Source organism: Paractinoplanes brasiliensis, from assembly GCF_004362215.1.
Lineage (GTDB): Bacteria > Actinomycetota > Actinomycetes > Mycobacteriales > Micromonosporaceae > Actinoplanes > Actinoplanes brasiliensis.
Genome location: NZ_SNWR01000001.1, coordinates 5,784,379 through 5,799,581 on the forward strand (window position 1 = coordinate 5,784,379; position 15,203 = coordinate 5,799,581).

At 69.3% G+C, this 15,203-nt stretch carries 15 protein-coding genes; 12 read left to right on the forward strand and 3 right to left on the reverse strand.

The window, feature by feature from the left end:
- Nucleotides 1-4 precede the first annotated feature (4 nt).
- The gene (locus tag C8E87_RS26270; RefSeq protein ID WP_133875556.1) at nt 5-757 is read left to right on the forward strand and encodes a YebC/PmpR family DNA-binding transcriptional regulator; all 753 of its coding nucleotides are present in this window, start codon (nt 5-7) and stop codon (nt 755-757) included.
- A 71-nt stretch (nt 758-828) separates the two neighbouring features.
- The gene (locus C8E87_RS26275; protein WP_133875557.1) at nt 829-1,380 is read left to right on the forward strand and encodes a Uma2 family endonuclease; all 552 of its coding nucleotides are present in this window, start codon (nt 829-831) and stop codon (nt 1,378-1,380) included.
- A 29-nt stretch (nt 1,381-1,409) separates the two neighbouring features.
- Here the strand turns inward: C8E87_RS26275 and C8E87_RS26280 are convergent, their stop codons facing one another.
- Entirely contained in the window at nt 1,410-1,946 is a 537-nt protein-coding gene (locus C8E87_RS26280) for a hypothetical protein (RefSeq protein WP_133875558.1), read from the reverse strand.
- A 102-nt stretch (nt 1,947-2,048) separates the two neighbouring features.
- Here C8E87_RS26280 and ruvC point away from each other — a divergent pair, with 102 nt between their 5' ends.
- The 8 genes from ruvC to C8E87_RS26320 all read left to right on the forward strand — a co-directional run bounded on the left by ruvC (nt 2,049) and on the right by C8E87_RS26320 (nt 11,189).
- Entirely contained in the window at nt 2,049-2,582 is a 534-nt protein-coding gene (gene ruvC / locus C8E87_RS26285) for a crossover junction endodeoxyribonuclease RuvC (protein WP_133875559.1), read from the forward strand.
- Nucleotides 2,579-3,181 (forward strand): Holliday junction branch migration protein RuvA, encoded by a 603-nt coding sequence (ruvA, locus tag C8E87_RS26290; protein ID WP_133875560.1) that lies wholly within the window; start codon nt 2,579-2,581, stop codon nt 3,179-3,181. Before ruvC ends, ruvA begins: the two co-directional genes overlap by 4 nt.
- Nucleotides 3,178-4,209 (forward strand): Holliday junction branch migration DNA helicase RuvB, encoded by a 1,032-nt coding sequence (gene ruvB / locus C8E87_RS26295; RefSeq protein WP_133875561.1) that lies wholly within the window; start codon nt 3,178-3,180, stop codon nt 4,207-4,209. Before ruvA ends, ruvB begins: the two co-directional genes overlap by 4 nt.
- Nucleotides 4,210-4,356: 147 nt before the next feature.
- Nucleotides 4,357-4,734, forward strand: a complete 378-nt coding sequence (gene yajC, locus C8E87_RS26300; protein ID WP_133875562.1) for a preprotein translocase subunit YajC — start codon at nt 4,357-4,359, stop codon at nt 4,732-4,734.
- A 157-nt stretch (nt 4,735-4,891) separates the two neighbouring features.
- On the forward strand, nt 4,892-6,748 hold the full coding sequence (secD, locus tag C8E87_RS26305; RefSeq protein ID WP_133877097.1) for a protein translocase subunit SecD: 1,857 nt from the start codon (nt 4,892-4,894) through the stop codon (nt 6,746-6,748).
- A 1-nt stretch (nt 6,749) separates the two neighbouring features.
- Nucleotides 6,750-7,952 carry a protein translocase subunit SecF gene (secF, locus tag C8E87_RS26310; RefSeq protein ID WP_133875563.1) on the forward strand — a complete coding sequence of 401 codons (1,203 nt, stop codon included), beginning with the start codon at nt 6,750-6,752 and terminating at the stop codon, nt 7,950-7,952.
- A gap of 73 nt (nt 7,953-8,025) precedes the next feature.
- On the forward strand, nt 8,026-8,589 hold the full coding sequence (locus C8E87_RS26315; RefSeq protein ID WP_133875564.1) for an adenine phosphoribosyltransferase: 564 nt from the start codon (nt 8,026-8,028) through the stop codon (nt 8,587-8,589).
- A gap of 167 nt (nt 8,590-8,756) precedes the next feature.
- On the forward strand, nt 8,757-11,189 hold the full coding sequence (locus tag C8E87_RS26320) for a RelA/SpoT family protein (protein ID WP_133875565.1): 2,433 nt from the start codon (nt 8,757-8,759) through the stop codon (nt 11,187-11,189).
- 42 nt (nt 11,190-11,231) lie between these two features.
- Here C8E87_RS26320 and C8E87_RS26325 read toward each other — a convergent pair whose 3' ends face one another.
- Together C8E87_RS26325 and C8E87_RS26330 are read right to left on the reverse strand one after the other, a co-directional pair.
- Nucleotides 11,232-12,068, reverse strand: a complete 837-nt coding sequence (locus tag C8E87_RS26325; RefSeq protein ID WP_133875566.1) for a peptidylprolyl isomerase — start codon at nt 12,066-12,068, stop codon at nt 11,232-11,234.
- A 39-nt stretch (nt 12,069-12,107) separates the two neighbouring features.
- Nucleotides 12,108-12,971 carry a peptidylprolyl isomerase gene (locus C8E87_RS26330; RefSeq protein ID WP_133875567.1) on the reverse strand — a complete coding sequence of 288 codons (864 nt, stop codon included), beginning with the start codon at nt 12,969-12,971 and terminating at the stop codon, nt 12,108-12,110.
- Nucleotides 12,972-13,115: 144 nt separating this feature from the next.
- Between C8E87_RS26330 and C8E87_RS26335 the strand changes: the two genes are divergently transcribed.
- Nucleotides 13,116-13,814 (forward strand): MBL fold metallo-hydrolase, encoded by a 699-nt coding sequence (locus C8E87_RS26335; RefSeq protein WP_133875568.1) that lies wholly within the window; start codon nt 13,116-13,118, stop codon nt 13,812-13,814.
- A 27-nt stretch (nt 13,815-13,841) separates the two neighbouring features.
- A complete protein-coding gene (gene hisS / locus C8E87_RS26340) occupies nt 13,842-15,149 on the forward strand; it encodes a histidine--tRNA ligase (RefSeq protein ID WP_133875569.1) in 1,308 nt (435 codons plus the stop codon).
- The last annotated feature ends 54 nt before the right edge of the window (nt 15,150-15,203 follow it).

Genomic DNA, 15,203 nt, shown 5'->3' on the forward strand with positions numbered 1-15,203 from the left:
TCGCATGTCCGGCCACTCAAAATGGGCGACGACCAAGCACAAGAAGGCCGTCATCGACGCCAAGCGCGGCAAGATGTTCGCCAAGCTGATCAAGAACATCGAGGTCGCGGCGCGCACCGGCGGTGGGGACCCGGCCGGTAACCCCACGCTCTACGACGCCATCCAGAAGGCGAAGAAGAGCTCGGTCCCCAACAGCAACATCGACAACGCGGTCAAGCGCGGCTCGGGCCTCGAGGCCGGTGGCGCCGACTGGCAGACGATCATGTACGAGGGGTACGGCCCCAACGGTGTCGCCCTGCTGATCGAGTGCCTCACCGACAACCGCAACCGCGCGGCCACCGAGGTACGCACGGCGCTGACCCGCAACGGTGGCACGTTCGCCGACGCCGGCAGCGTGTCGTACCTGTTCAACCGCAAGGGCGTCGTGATCGTCCCCAAGGCCGGCCTCAGCGAGGACGACCTGATGCTGGCCGTGCTCGACGCCGGCGCCGAAGAGATCAACGACCTCGGCGACTCGTTCGAGGTGGTCAGCGAGCCGACCGACCTGGTCGCGGTGCGCACCGCCCTGCAGGACGCCGGCATCGACTACGACTCGGCCGACTCCTCGCTGCTGCCCACGATGACCGTGCCGCTCGACGAGGAGGCCGCGCGCAAGTTCCTCAAGCTGGTCGACGCGCTCGACGACTGCGACGACGTGCAAGAGGTCTACCCGAACGCGGACATCAGCGACGAGGTCATGGCGGCCATCGACGCCTGACACACAGTATGGTGGCGGGGCCGATCGGTGATCGGCCCCGCTTCGCCGTATCCGCCGGGGAGTGACCCGCCATGTCCGGCCTCTCGCTGCCGCCCATCGAGGACCTCGACGTCGACGACCTCGCGTCGCTGCCCAAGCCCTACCGTTACGAACTCCGCGAGGGCAACCTCGTCATCGCCGCGCCCTCCAGCTTCTGGCACAAGGTCATGGCGCGCCGCGTCCTGCTGATGTTGCACGCGTCGGGCCTCAACGTCTTTCAAGATCCCGGCGTACGGGGTGACCGGCCGCGCGACAACCGCGTGCCCGACCTCGGCGTCGTCTCCCGCCTGCCACCCGGCCTGGCGACCTACTCCAACCTGCCCGCGAGCTCGTTCAGCCTCGTCGTCGAGATCGTCTCCGAGGGCGCGGCCAACGGCGAGTACACCGACAAGGCCGCCTGGTACGCCGAGCACGGCATCCCCGAGTACTGGATCGTCGACCGCACGCCCGACCGGGCCGACGACGACGCCTTCGTGTTCGTGCATCGGCTGCTGCTCGCCGGCGGCGAACCGATCTACGGCAGGGAACGCAACGTGTTGCTCTCCGAGCTCGAGGCCGAGTATCCCGATATTGCGGCCGGCTAATGTCGCTCGTCTATGTCTGAAGGCAATTGTCAGTAATCCACCGAGAGCCACTGCATGGTCTGGATCATCGTGGCGATGAGAAGCACCCCTAACACGATCCGGCGGCCCACCGCGTGCCACTGCTGCCGCCGGTACGCCTGACACCACGCTATTCCCGCGTCGGCGCTCGCGACCACACCGCGACGGACCGTGCCCGGGATCAGCTCCGCCTTGCGCAGGGCCAGGCTGCCGCCCCGCCGGTAGAAGGCGGGGGAGTACGCGGGCGGCGGGAGGACCCGCACGTCGACCTCGTAGATCTGCTCGTCGCGCCACTGCTTCGTGCGTACGGCCAAACGGTGTTGCATGTATTCGCGCACGGCGTGCGGCCGGCCCAGCAGCCGCCGGCGCCACGCCAGACGGCGCCAATGGCAAGCCACGTCGGCCAGCACGTCCATGTAGATGTGGGCGGCCTCGGTGTCGCCGCCGACCAGCCGGTTCGTCTCGCGGCGCAGGTCGTCGAGGTGGTGGGTGACGAAGTCGACGTACTCCGGCGGCGGCTCGTCGTCCATGGGCGGAACGAGATACATGACTCACCCCCTCCCTCATCGTCGAGGCGTGTCGCCACCGGGCGCAAGTGGGTCGCGTACTAAGGTGTCGAACACACGTACGTGAGGCAGGGGAGGTCCGTGGTGCGCGTGCTCGGGATCGACCCGGGTCTCACCCGTTGCGGGGTCGGGGTCGTCGAGGGCGTGCCGGGCCGGCCGTGCAAGCTGATCGGCTACTACGTGGTCTACACCGAGCCGGACGACGACATCTCGCTGCGCCTGCTGCACCTCGACCGGTCGCTGGGCGAGCTCGTGGCCGAACACAAACCCGACAGCGTCGCCGTCGAGCGGGTCTTTTCCCAGCACAACGTGCGTACGGTGATGGGCACGGCCCAGGCCAGCGCGGTCGGTGTGCTGGCCGGGGCGCGTGCCGGGCTGCCCGTCGAGACGTACACGCCCAGCGAGGTGAAGGCCGCCGTCACCGGCTCCGGTCAGGCCGGCAAGGCGCAGGTGACGGCGATGGTCACCCGGCTGCTGTCGCTCGACGCGCCGCCCAAGCCGGCCGACGCCGCCGACGCGCTCGCCCTCGCCATCTGCCACATCTGGCGCGGCGGCACCCGCGCCCGCATTCAGGCGGCCGCGGTGGCCGCAGCTCGTAAAGGGGTCAGGAAGCGATGATTGCCAGCGTGCGCGGGGTGGTGGCGGCGATCGCGCCGGACAGCGCGGTCATCGAGGTCGGCGGCGTCGGCCTGCGGGTGCAGTGCGCCCCAGGCACCCTCGCCGGCCTCAAGACCGGCGCCGAGGCCCGGCTCGCCACCAGCATGGTCGTACGGGAGGACTCGCTGACCCTGTACGGCTTCGCCGACGACGACGAGAAACATCTGTTCGAGCTGCTGCAGACCGCGAGCGGCGTCGGCCCCCGCTTGGCCCAGGCAGTGCTGGCCGTGCACCAGCCCGAGACCGTACGCCGGGCCATCGCCGGGGGTGACCTGGCCACACTGACCCGGGTCCCCGGCATCGGCAAGAAAGGCGCCGAACGCATGGTCCTCGAGCTGCGCGACCGCATCGGCCCGATGCCGATCGCCGACGGCGGCCCGGCCGGCGTGCTGCACGGCGCCTGGCAGGAACAGGTGCGCCAGGGCGTGCTCGCGCTGGGCTGGACAGCCGCCCAGGCCGACCAGGCGGTCGCCGCCGTCGCCGAGGGCATCGACGGCGAGGTTCCGCCCGTGCCCGTGCTGCTGCGCCAGGCCATCCGGCTGCTGGGCAAGTCCCGATGAGCGAGCTGGTCTCCCCCGACGCGGACGACGAGGACCTCGACGCCGAGGCCAGCGTCCGCCCCCGCCGGCTGGCCGACTTCATCGCTCAGCACCGGGTGCGCGACCAGCTCGAACTCCTCCTCAAGGGCGCCATGGGCCGCGGCACCCCACCCGACCACATCCTGCTCTCAGGCCCGCCTGGCTTAGGTAAGACGACGCTGGCCAACATCACGGCGGCGGAGCTGGGGACGGGGATTCGGACGACCAGTGGGCCGGTGATCGAGCGGTCGGGCGATCTGGCCGCGATCCTGACCAGCCTCGGCCCCGGTGATGTGCTGTTCATCGACGAGATCCACCGCATCGCCAAGCCGGCTGAGGAGTTGCTGTACAGCGCGATGGAGGATTTCCGGGTCGACGTCATCGTGGGCAAGGGGCCCGGGGCGACCGCGATTCCGATCGACGTCGAGCCGTTCACGCTGGTGGGGGCGACGACCCGGGCGGGGCTGCTGTCAGGGCCGATGCGTGACCGGTTCGGCTTCGTGGCGCACCTGGACTTCTACTCACCGGAGGATCTTGACGCGTTGCTGCACCGCTCGGCCCGCATCCTCGGGGTGCCGATCACGGCGGGCGGCGCGGCCGAGATCGCCGGGCGTTCGCGGGGCACTCCGCGTATTGCGAACCGCCTGCTCCGGCGGGTGCGGGACTTCGCCGAGGTGCGCGCCGACGGGGTGGTGACCGAGGAGACGGCTCGGGCGGCGCTCAAGGTGTACGACGTGGACGCTCTGGGCCTCGATCGGCTGGACCGGGCCGTGTTGCGCGCGTTGATCGAGTCGTTCAAGGGTGGCCCGGTGGGTCTGTCCACGCTGGCGGTTGCCGTCGGCGAGCAGTCCGACACGGTCGAGGAGGTCTGCGAGCCTTTCCTCGTACGGGCCGGCTTGCTCGCCCGGACGCCGCGTGGGCGGGTCGCGACCGAGGCTGGCTGGGCACACCTGGGAAAGACGCCGCCCTCCGGCACGGTCCAAGGGGATTTGTTCGCCCGGGACGCCTGAAATCCTCTCGTAATGCGAACGTGATGTGTGCCGCATTCGGACTTCTCAGGTTGACCGATTAGACTCGCCGCCGTTCAACCCGGGATGTGCTTATCGCCCCGGTGCGCGTGATCCGCGCCGCCGGTGGCCAACGGAAGGCTTTATTTCGTGATCCAGGCAGCCGAGGCATCCGGCGGTGGCAGCTTCACGCCGCTGCTCCTCATCGTTCTGCTCTTCGCCGTGATGTATTTCCTCATGATCCGGCCGCAGCAGAAGCGGCGCCGTGAGGCTCAGCAGATGCAGAACGCCCTGGGCCCGGGCGACCGCATCGTCACCATCGGTGGCCTGCACGGCACGGTCGTCTCCGTCGACGACGACGTCGTGACCCTCGACATCGCCGACGGCGTCCACGTGCAGTTCGCCCGTCCGGCGATCGCCCGCGTCCTTCCCGCCGAGTCCGCCGCCGCGCCGATCGAGGAGCCGGTCGAGCCCGCGGTGGAGGAGCCGGTTGTCGACCCGGTGACCGATACGCGTAAAAAGGACTGACGTTAGTCCCTACGGGCCGGCCCGCGGTGACTCATAGCCGCCGGGCCGGTTCGTCGGGTGTGCGCGGAGCCAGCCGCGTGAGCCAGATTCACCAGACCGGATCAGATTCGCAAGACACAGGGAGACCGAAGCCGTGGCACGACCACCACAGGGACAGATGCATCCCGGACGGCAGCTAGCCGTGCTCGGCGCGATCTTCGTTGTCCTGTACCTGCTGGTTTTCTTCACCGGCGGCGCGAGCGGCAGCTTCACCGACCGCCTGCACCCCAAGCTCGGCCTCGACCTGGTGGGTGGCACGCAGGCCACGTACATCGCGTCGGTGCAGGGCGGTCAGGTGCCGTCGAAGGAGAGCATGGAGCAGGCCCGCGAGATCATCGACCAGCGTGTGAACGCGCTGGGCGTCTCCGAGGCCGAGGTTGTCATCCAGGGCGACCGCAACATTGTGGTGTCCCTCGCCGGTAAGGCCGACGACCAGCTCAAGGACCTGTCGCAGGCCGCTCAGATGCGGTTCCGGCTGCTGATCGGCACGACCGGAGACGTGTCGTCGGTCGCGCTGAACCCGCCGTCGGCGCAGCCCAGCGCGGCACCGACGGGCAGCGGCGCGCCGTCGGCCCCGGCTTCAGCTCCGGCTTCCGGAGTCCCGGCCGCCACCAACGGCCCGTCGTCGGGTGGCCAGGGCGGTGGCGAGGTGGTCAAGGCCCCGGCGCCGACCCCGACCCCGACTCCGACCCCGTCGGCTTCGGCCGCGCCGGTCTCGGCCGAGGAACAGGCCAAGCTGGACGACGTGAAGGAGAAGGTCGGCGCGGCCGCGTGGGCCGCGGCCGAGAAGCTGACCGCCCCGGTCGACCTGAGCAGCGACCCGAACGCCGGCAAGCCGTTCGCCTCCTTCGCGAAGCTGAACGGGACCGAGGTGGCCGCGCTGCCGGCGAAGATGCAGTTCAACGTGCCGACGATCAGCTGCAAGCAGCTCGACGACCGGCCCAACGGCGCGATCGACGACGTGAAGACCGAGGCCGCCGTCTGCTACCAGAGCGCCAAGGTGCTGCTGGACAAGGCCGAGGTGGTGGGCGACGACATCTCGAAGGCCAGCCCGCAGATCGAGCAGCAGTCCGGTCAGTGGGTCGTGTCGCTCGACTTCAAGAGCGAGGGATCGGCCAAGTGGGCCGCGCTGACCCGTAAGGCGTTCGAGGCCACCTCGAGCGACCCCTGCTTCGTGGCCGCCCAGGCGCTGTACGGCCAGGTCGACCACTGCGCCGTCGCCGTGGTGCTCGACAAGACCGTGGTCTCGGCCCCGCAGATCCAGGGTGTGCTGAGCGGCACCTCACAGATCACCGGCCAGTTCAACAGCGCCTCGGCCAAGCAGCTGGCCGACCAGCTGAACTTCGGCGCGCTGCCGGTCACCTTCACCTCGGGCCCGGCCCAGACGGTGTCGGCGACCCTGGGCATCCAGCAGCTGCAGGCCGGTCTGCTGGCCGCGGGCATCGGCATGGCGCTGGTGGCGATCTATTCGTTCTTCTACTACCGCCTGCTCGGCACCGTCATCATCCTGAGCCTCATTCTGTCCGGCCTGCTGACCTTCGGCGCGCTCGTGTTCCTCGGCCGCTCGATGGGCTTCACGTTGACCCTGGCCGGCATCGCGGGCTTCATCGTGTCCCTCGGTGTCGCGGCGGACTCGTTCGTCATCTACTTCGAACGTCTGAAGGACGAGATCCACGACGGTCGAAGTCCGCGAAGCGCCGTGCCGCGGGCCTGGGCACGCGCCCGGCGTACGATCATCTCGGCGAACGCGATCACGATCCTGGCGGCGGTCGTGCTGTACGTCGTCTCCGTCGGCGCCGTACAGGGCTTCGCCTTCGCGCTGGGCCTGGCCACCGTTCTCGACCTGCTCGTGGTGTTCCTGTTCCGGCACCCGATCATGACGATGTTCGCGCGGACCAAGGCGTTCCTGTCGCCGCGCGTCAGCGGCCTCGGCCGCGTCCTGCGCAGCACTTCGACCGATGCCAAGGAGGCCTGACATGGCCCGCGACGGTTTCGCCACCCGCCTCTACACGGGCGAGGCGAACATCAACATCATCGGTCGGCGGAAGCTGTGGTTCTCCATCGCCGCCGTCCTCGTCCTGTTGTCGATCGGCAGCTTCGCGATCAACCGGTTCCACCTGGGCATCGAGTTCGCCGGTGGCACGTCGTTCAGCATTCCGGCCGAGACCGGCGACCGTACGCTCACCCAGGCCGAGGCCTCCGAGGCCGTCGAGCGGGCGATCAAAGCGGTCGACCCGGCGGCCGAGATCGGCGCCGCCCAGCAGGTCGGCCTGACCGGCGGCGACCAGCGTTTCACCGTCCGCGCGTCGGCGCTGACCGCGCAGCAGGCCGAGCAGGCCAAGGCGGCGCTGGTCGAGGATCTGGGCGTGCCGGCCAGCGAGATCAGCGACGACCAGGTGTCGGCAGCCTGGGGTGGCCAGGTGACCCGGCAGGCCATGCTGGGTCTGGTCATCTTCCTGGTGCTGGTGATGGTCTACCTGGTCGTCAGATTCGAGTGGCGGATGGCGGTCGCCGCCGTCTCGTCGCTGGTCCTGGACCTGATCCTCACGGCCGGCATCTACTCGTTCGTCGGGTTCGAGGTCACGCCGTCCACGGTGATCGGCTTCCTGACGATTCTGGGTTATTCGCTGTACGACGTGGTGGTGGTCTTCGACAAGGTGCAGGAGAACACCCGCGGGATCACGGCGGGCAGCACCCGGACCTACACCGAGGCCACCAACCTGGCGGTGAACCAGACCCTGATGCGGTCGATCAACACCAGCCTGGTGGCGCTGCTGCCCGTCGGCGGCCTGCTGTTCATCGGCGCCGGTCTGCTCGGCGCGGGCACCCTGAAGGACCTGGGCCTGGTGCTGTTCGTCGGCATGGGCCTCGGGGTGATCTGCTCGATCCTGTTCGCGGCGCCGGTGCTGACCGTGCTCAAGGAGCGCGAGCCCAGGATCAAGGCGCACACCGCCCGGGTGCTGGCCCGCCGGGCCGCGGTCCGCTCGGGCGACGTCGCCCCGCGGCCCGAGCGCACCGGCCGCAACGCCAACGCGACCGACTCCGACGAGGAGGCCCCGGCGCTCGCGTCGTCCGCTCCGCGGCCGGGTTCGCGGCCCACGGGGAAGCGCAACACCAACCGGGGCGGACGTCCCGGTGGCGCCGGTCCCCGGCCCAGCGGGGGCAACAAGCGACGCTAGGCGTGAACAGGGCATGACAAGACAGCGGGGGCGGCCGGATCACGGCCGCCCCCGCTGTCGTTAGGCTGGCGCGGTGACTGATGAGATCCCCCACGCCACCGGTGACAGCGGCCCCGGGCTCGCCGCGGTAGTGCTCGGCGGCACGATCGACGTGTCCGACTTCCCCAAGCCCGGCATCGTCTTCAAGGACCTGATGCCGTTCTTCGCCGATGGGCGGGCCTTCCGTACGGCGGTCGACGGCATCGTCGCCCACCACGGGCCGGGCTCGTTCGACGTGGTGGCCGGTGTCGAGGCGCGCGGCTTCGTGGTGGCGGCGGCCATCGCGTACGCGGCCGGGGTGGGTGTCGTGCCGGTGCGCAAGGCGGGCAAGTTGCCGCGGCAGGCACTGTCGGCCTCGTACGAGCTCGAGTACGGCGAGGCCACTCTCGAGGTGCACGAGGACGCGTTCATCGCCGGTCAGCGTGTCCTGGTGGTCGACGACGTGCTCGCCACCGGGGGCACCGCAGCGGCCGCCCTGGAACTCGTGGAGCGGGCCGGGGGCACGGTGGCGGGCTTCACCGTGCTGATGGAGCTGGCCTTCCTGAAGGGCCGGGAGAGGCTCAGCCCCCGTACGGTCCATGCGTTGCTGACCGTTTAGTGACTCTTTGCCCGGGGGCGGCCGCTCTTTCGGAGGTTCGGGCGGGGCATCGGGGAAGAGTCTGCGGGTAGGATGGCGTTCCTAACCAGGTGACCAACCCTGGCATTGGTGGACTTCTCCGGCCGGCGACGACCGGCGAGGTCCCGAGCGATGGTGTGAGGAGGCCGGTGTCCAGCGACGTCGTCCCTCCGGCGGAGGGCACGGTGCAGCCGACCGAGGACTCACGAAACGACGCGGACGCCTCGGCGCCCGCTGACGAGGCACGGCCGGCCGAGGTCTCTGACCCCGATGTCACCCAGCCGATGCCGCCTGCCGACGGTTCGGCGGGCGGATTCGGGCTGGCCAGCGCGCCGACCGGTCGACGGGTGCGAGCCCGCCTGGCCCGGTTCAACGCGCCGTGGCAGAGCACGCAGGTCAGCGAGGTTCTCGAGCCGCTGATCGCCACCCACCGGGCGAGTCACCCCAAGGCCGACGGCCGCATGCTGCAGCGTGCGTTCGACGTCGCCGCGCGGTGGCATTCGGGTCAGTATCGAAAGTCCGGCGACCCCTACATCACACATCCGCTCGCCGTGGCGACGATCCTGGCGAACCTCGGCATGGACACGACCACCCTGGTGGCGGCCCTGCTGCACGACACGATCGAGGACACCGACTACTCGCTCGACCAGATGCGCGGCGATTTCGGGGCCGAGGTCGCGCTGCTGGTCGACGGCGTCACCAAGCTCGACAAGGTGAAGCTGGGCGACGCGGCCAAGGCCGAGACCATCCGCAAGATGGTGGTCGCGATGGCCAAGGACCCGCGCGTGCTGGTCATCAAGCTGGCCGACCGGCTGCACAACATGCGGACGCTGACCTTCCTGCCCCGCCCCAAGCAGGAGCAGAAGGCCAAGGAGACGCTCGAGATCCTGGCGCCGCTGGCCCACCGCCTCGGTATGAACACGATCAAGTGGGAGCTGGAGGACCTCGCGTTCGGCACCCTGTTCCCCAAGCGGTTCGAAGAGATCAACCGGCTCATCGGGGAGCATCAGCCGCAGCGTGAGGCGTTGCTGCGGCAGGTGACCAACAGGGTCAGCCTCGACCTCAAGTCGGCGAAGATCAAGGCCGAGACCACCGGCCGCCCCAAGCACCTCTACTCGATCTACCAAAAGATGATCGTGCGGGGCCGCGACTTCAACGACATCTACGACCTCGTCGGCGTCCGTATCCTGGTCGACACGGTCCGCGACTGCTACGCCGCGCTGGGCGTCATCCACGCGAACTGGCAGCCCGTGCCGGGCCGGTTCAAGGACTACATCGCGATGCCGAAGTTCAACATGTACCAGTCGTTGCACACGACGGTCATCGGCCCGACCGGTAAGCCGGTCGAGATGCAGATCCGTACGTTCGCGATGCACCGCACGGCCGAGTTCGGCATCGCCGCGCACTGGAAGTACAAGGAGCAGAAGGGCGCGACGATCGTCGGCCCGCCGGCGCACATCGACGAGATGACCTGGCTGCGGCAACTGCTCGACTGGCAGCGTGAGGCGAGTGACCCGTCGGAGTTCCTCGACGCCCTGCGGTTCGACCTGTCGAGCCAGGAGGTGTACGTCTTCACGCCCAAGGGCGACGTCATCCCGCTGCCGACGGGCTCGACCCCGGTCGACTTCGCCTACGCCGTGCACACCGAGGTCGGGCACAAGTGCATCGGCGCCCGGGTCAACGGCAAGCTGGTGCCGCTCGAGTCGACGCTGTCCAACGGTGACGTCATCGAGATCTTCACGTCGAAGTCGTCGAACGCCGGCCCGACGCAGGACTGGCTCGGCTTCGTCAAGAGCCCGCGAGCCCGTACGAAGATCCGGCAGTACTTCAACAAGGAGCGGCGCGAGGAAGCAATCGAGATCGGCAAGGAGGCGATCGTCAAGGCGATGCGCAAGCAGGGCCTGCCCCTGCAGCGCATGCTGACCAACGAGAACCTCACGACGATCGCCCGCGACCTGCACCTGCCCGACGTCGCCTCGCTGTACGCGGCGATCGGGGAGAACACCGTGTCGGCCCAGTCCGTCGTGCAGAAACTCGTGGCCGGGTTCGGTGGTGAGGAAGGCGCGGTCGAGGACATCGCCGAGACCGCCGTCGCGACCCGGCCGCCGCGTAACCGCAGCACGGCTCAGGACCCGGGCGTCGTGGTCAAGGGCGTCAGCGACGTGTGGGTGAAGCTGGCCCGCTGCTGCACCCCGGTGCCGGGCGACGCCGTGTTCGGCTTCGTCACCCGCTCGGGCGGCGTCAGCGTGCACCGCGAGGACTGCGCCAACGCCGAAGACCTGCGCGACCAGCAGGAACGCGTCGTCGAGGTGACCTGGAAGCCGACCAGCGCGTCGACGTTCCTGGTCGCCATCCAGGTCGAGGCGCTCGACCGGCACAAGCTGCTGGCCGACGTCACCCGGGTGCTGTCGGAGGAAAGGGTCAACATCCTGTCCGCCACGGTCACCACGACCCGTGACCGGGTGGCCGTCAGCCGGTTCACCTTCGAGATGGCCGACCCGAAACACCTGGGTCACCTGGTGGCCGCGGTCCGCAAGGTCGACGGCGTCTTCGACGCCTACCGCGTCACCTCCGGAGCATGAAAAAGCGGGGCCTCCGGACGGAGGCCCCGCTCAACAACTCCGTTACGCGGCGGCCATCGTCAGCGACTTGATGGTGACCTCCTTCTTCGGGTGGCCACCCCCCGCCTGCTGCGCGAACGCGCCGTCGTCACCGGCCTTCACCACGTCCTTGACGATGTTGAGGCCCTCGGTGATCGTGCCCAGCAGCGTGTAGTTCGCCGGCAGCTGGGTGTCTTCCGAGACGATGAAGAACTGGCTGCCCGTGCTGCCGGGCTGACCGGTGTTGGCCATCGCGATCGACCCGGCCGGGTACGGCTTCTGGGTGTCGGTCGGCAGGTTCTCCTCGGCCATGGTGTAGCTCGGGCCGCCCTGACCGTCGGTGTCGCGCCAGCCCTTGCCCGAGGCGAACGGGTCGCCGCACTGCAGCACCTTGAAGCTGGCCTCGTTGACCAGGCGGTGGCACTTCGAGTTGTCCCAGAACTTCTTGCTCGCCAGGAACTCGAAGCTGGCCGCGGTGCACGGCACCTTGGTCTTGTCGACTGTGGCCTTGATGGCGCCCAGGTTGGTGTCCATGGTCAGCACGGCGCTGCCGGTGTTGGGCGCCGTGGCCGGCGGGGTGCCGACGTCCTTGACCTTGCCGCCGCCGCCCGCGTCGGGAGTCCAGGTGCAGGCGACCTGGCCCGCCGGCACGCCCGAGGCCGCCGTGTCGGCGGGCTTGTCGTCGTCGCCGAGCGCGGTCACGATCCACACCGCGGCGCCCGCGATCAGCACGACGGCGATAGCGGAACCGATGATGGCCTGCTTCTGCCGGCGCTTACGAGCGGCAGCGGCCCGCTCGGCCATCTCCTTCTCGAGCCGGGCCCGCGCCGCCGCGCGCTGCCGGTCCTTGATCGACGACACGGTGTTCCTCCTGCTGAATATGTCGGCCTGGGGGATTGCCTAGGACTGGGTGCTCGCCGACGGGGCTGCGGACGCTGGAGCGTCGCCGACGGTCAGGGTCTTGATGGTGATCTTCTGGGTGGGCTTGACCTTCTCGCCCGCGTCGTTGGCCGACGTCGGAATCTTGGCGATCTTGTCGAGCGTCGCCTGCCCGCCGGTCACCTTGCCGACGATGGAGTACTCGGCGGTCGCGGGGCTGTAGTCCTTGAAGAAGATCAGGAACTGGCTGCCGTTGGTGCCGGGCGGGTCGCCGATCAGCGCGACGGTGCCCTTCGGATAGAGCGGCGTCTTGGCGCCGGCGTCCGCTCCGGCCGACGCGCTCGGCTCGGGCGCGGTCGGCACGTTCTCGTTGTAGACGCTGTACGTCGGGCCGCCGAGCCCGGTGCCGCTCGGGTCGCCGCAGCGCAGAGCCCCGTACGAGGTGATCTCGTGGCAGTCGGTGTTGTCGTAGAACTGCTTGCTCGCCAGGTACGAGATGTCGGCCGTGCCGCACGGCGAGAGCTCCCGGTCGAGGCCCACCACGATCGGCTCACCCTGGTTGGTGGTGACCGTCATCGTCTCGGTGCCCAGCGTCGGGATGTCCTTGGTCGGGGGCGTGCCCACGTCCTTGAGGTTCGAGTTGGTGCTCGCGTTCTGCGGGGTCCACAGACAGATGTCCTGGTCGGCGGCGTCGGTCGACGGTTCGTCGGAATCGAACGCCCCACCCATCCACGCCACCCCGGCAACGATCACCAGAACCGCGACGACCGCGCCGGCCCCGGCCAGCAAGCGACGCTTACGGCGCTCCTTGACGGCCCGGCGTGCCATCTGCCGATCGAGTTTCGCGCGCGCCAGCTTGCGCTGCCGGTCCCTGCTGGATGCCACCGAACGCTGTCCTCTCGTACGACCCATGTCACACGCCCGCAAGAGTGTACGGGTACCTCCTGAGAAAGTGGTGTGCGCCCGCCGGGCTAGGCTCGTTACGATTCGCTACTGTTTTTCTTGCTCGCTTCTCCAGAGAGGCCCGTTGTGCTTGTCACCGGCGTGGAGGCCCAAGCCTTCGGCACCAATTGCTATGTGGTCGCCGCCGCCCCGGGCGAGCAATGCCTGATCGTCGATCCCGGCATCGGCGTGCTCGACCAGCTCGACGAGCTGCTTGCCGAGCACCGCCTCTTCCCGGCCGCTGTGCTGCTCACCCACGGCCACCTCGACCACACGTTCTCGGTCGCCCCGGTCTGCGGCGCGCGCGGCATCACGGCGTACGTGCACCCGGCCGACCGCGAGATGCTGGCCGACCCGGCCAAGGGCCTGAGCGCCGACCTCACCCAGCTGTTCGGTGGCCGCCTGCAGTACTCCGAGCCCGACGACGTGGCCGAACTGACCGACGGCGCGACGCTCACGCTGGCCGGCCTCGAGATCACCGTCGACCATGCGCCCGGCCATACCGGCGGGTCGGTGCTCTTCCGGCTGCCCGGCGCGGGCTCGGAACTCGAGGCGGACCAGGTCTGCCTCTCCGGGGACGTCCTGTTCGCCGGCTCGATCGGACGCACCGACCTGCCGGGCGGCAGCACCGCGACGATGATGACCAGCCTGCGGGACAAGATCCTGCCGCTGGCCGACGACACCGTCGTGCTGCCCGGCCACGGACCGGCCACCACCATCGGCCGCGAGCGCGCACAGAACCCGTACCTGCGGGAACTGATCGCCGCGCCCGGCCGTGGGCTGTAAAGACTTTTCGCTAGGAGACCCTGAGCCATGCCCATTTCCGGTTTTCCCGAATGGATGCCGCCGCAGCGCATGATCGAGCAGCGCGTGCTCGACCGCATCCGCACCACCTTCGAGCTGTACGGCTTCTCCCCGCTCGAGACCCGCTCGGTCGAACCGCTCGACACCCTGCTGAGCAAGGGCGAAACCTCCAAAGAGGTGTACCTGCTGCGCCGCCTGCAGGCTGACGAGAACACCAAGGACGACGACGCGCTCGGCCTGCACTTCGACCTGACCGTGCCGTTCGCCCGGTTCGTCATGGAAAACGCGGGCAAGCTGCAGTTCCCGTTCCGGCGCTACCAGATCCAGAAGGTGTGGCGCGGCGAACGCCCGCAGGAAGGCCGCTACCGCGAGTTCCTGCAGGCCGACATCGACGTGGTCAACCGCGGTGAGCTGCCGTTCCACTACGACTGCGAGATGCCGCTGGTGATCGGCGACGCCCTCGGCGGCCTGCCCGTCCCGCGCGTCCGCATCCAGGTCAACAACCGGAAGATCTGCGAGGGCTTCTATCGCGGGCTCGGCCTCACCGACACCGCGCAGGTGCTGCGTACGGTCGACAAACTCGACAAGATCGGGCCGGCGCGGGTGGCCGAGGCGCTGATCGAGACGGCCGGCGCCACCCGGGCCCAGGCCGACGCCTGCCTCGAACTGGCCGCGATCTCGGCCGACGACGGCTCCTTCGTGGACACCGTCCGCAAACTCGGCGTGACCGACCCGCTGCTCGACGAGGGCCTGGCCGAGTTGCTGCAGGTCGTCGAGACGGCCCGCGAGCACGCGCCCGGCCTGGTCACGGCCGAGCTGAAAATCGCCCGCGGCCTCGACTACTACACCGGCACCGTCTACGAGACCCTGCTCGAAGGCTACGAGCGGTTCGGGTCGATCAGCTCCGGCGGCCGCTACGACAACCTGGCCGACACCGGCAAGGAACGGTTCCCCGGCGTGGGCTACTCGATCGGCGTGTCCCGCATGCTCGGCGTGCTGTTCGGGCAGAACGCGCTGCACGTGTCCCGCTCGGTGCCGACCTGCGTGCTGGTCGCGCTGCCCAGCGACGAACAGCGCCCGGCCAGCGACCGGATCGCGGCGGCCCTGCGCAAACGCGGCATCCCGACCGAGGTCGCGCCCACCGCCGCCAAATTCGGCAAACAGATCCAGTACGCGGACCGGCGCGGGATCCCGTACGTGTGGTTCCCGGGCGAGCCCGACACGGTCAAAGACATCCGTTCGGGGGAGCAGGTGGAGGCCGACGCCGCCGAGTGGCAGCCACCCGCCGGCGACCTGCACCCCGTCATCGCGGGCTGACCGAGCGAGAAACGCTCCACCGGCTTCGACGTCGTCGTGCCGGCGGCCTGCTCC

Bases quoted from the DNA above. Each gene is read 5' to 3' on its own strand.
- C8E87_RS26275 (WP_133875557.1), top strand. From the start codon at position 829: ATGTCCGGCCTCTCGCTGCCGCCCATCGAGGACCTCGACGTCGACGAC.
- ruvA (WP_133875560.1), top strand. From the start codon at position 2,579: ATGATTGCCAGCGTGCGCGGGGTGGTGGCGGCGATCGCGCCGGACAGC.
- C8E87_RS26280 (WP_133875558.1), bottom strand. From the start codon at position 1,946: ATGTATCTCGTTCCGCCCATGGACGACGAGCCGCCGCCGGAGTACGTC.
- hisS (WP_133875569.1), top strand. From the start codon at position 13,842: ATGCCCATTTCCGGTTTTCCCGAATGGATGCCGCCGCAGCGCATGATC.
- ruvB (WP_133875561.1), top strand. From the start codon at position 3,178: ATGAGCGAGCTGGTCTCCCCCGACGCGGACGACGAGGACCTCGACGCC.
- secD (WP_133877097.1), top strand. From the start codon at position 4,892: ATGCATCCCGGACGGCAGCTAGCCGTGCTCGGCGCGATCTTCGTTGTC.
- secF (WP_133875563.1), top strand. From the start codon at position 6,750: ATGGCCCGCGACGGTTTCGCCACCCGCCTCTACACGGGCGAGGCGAAC.
- C8E87_RS26270 (WP_133875556.1), top strand. From the start codon at position 5: ATGTCCGGCCACTCAAAATGGGCGACGACCAAGCACAAGAAGGCCGTC.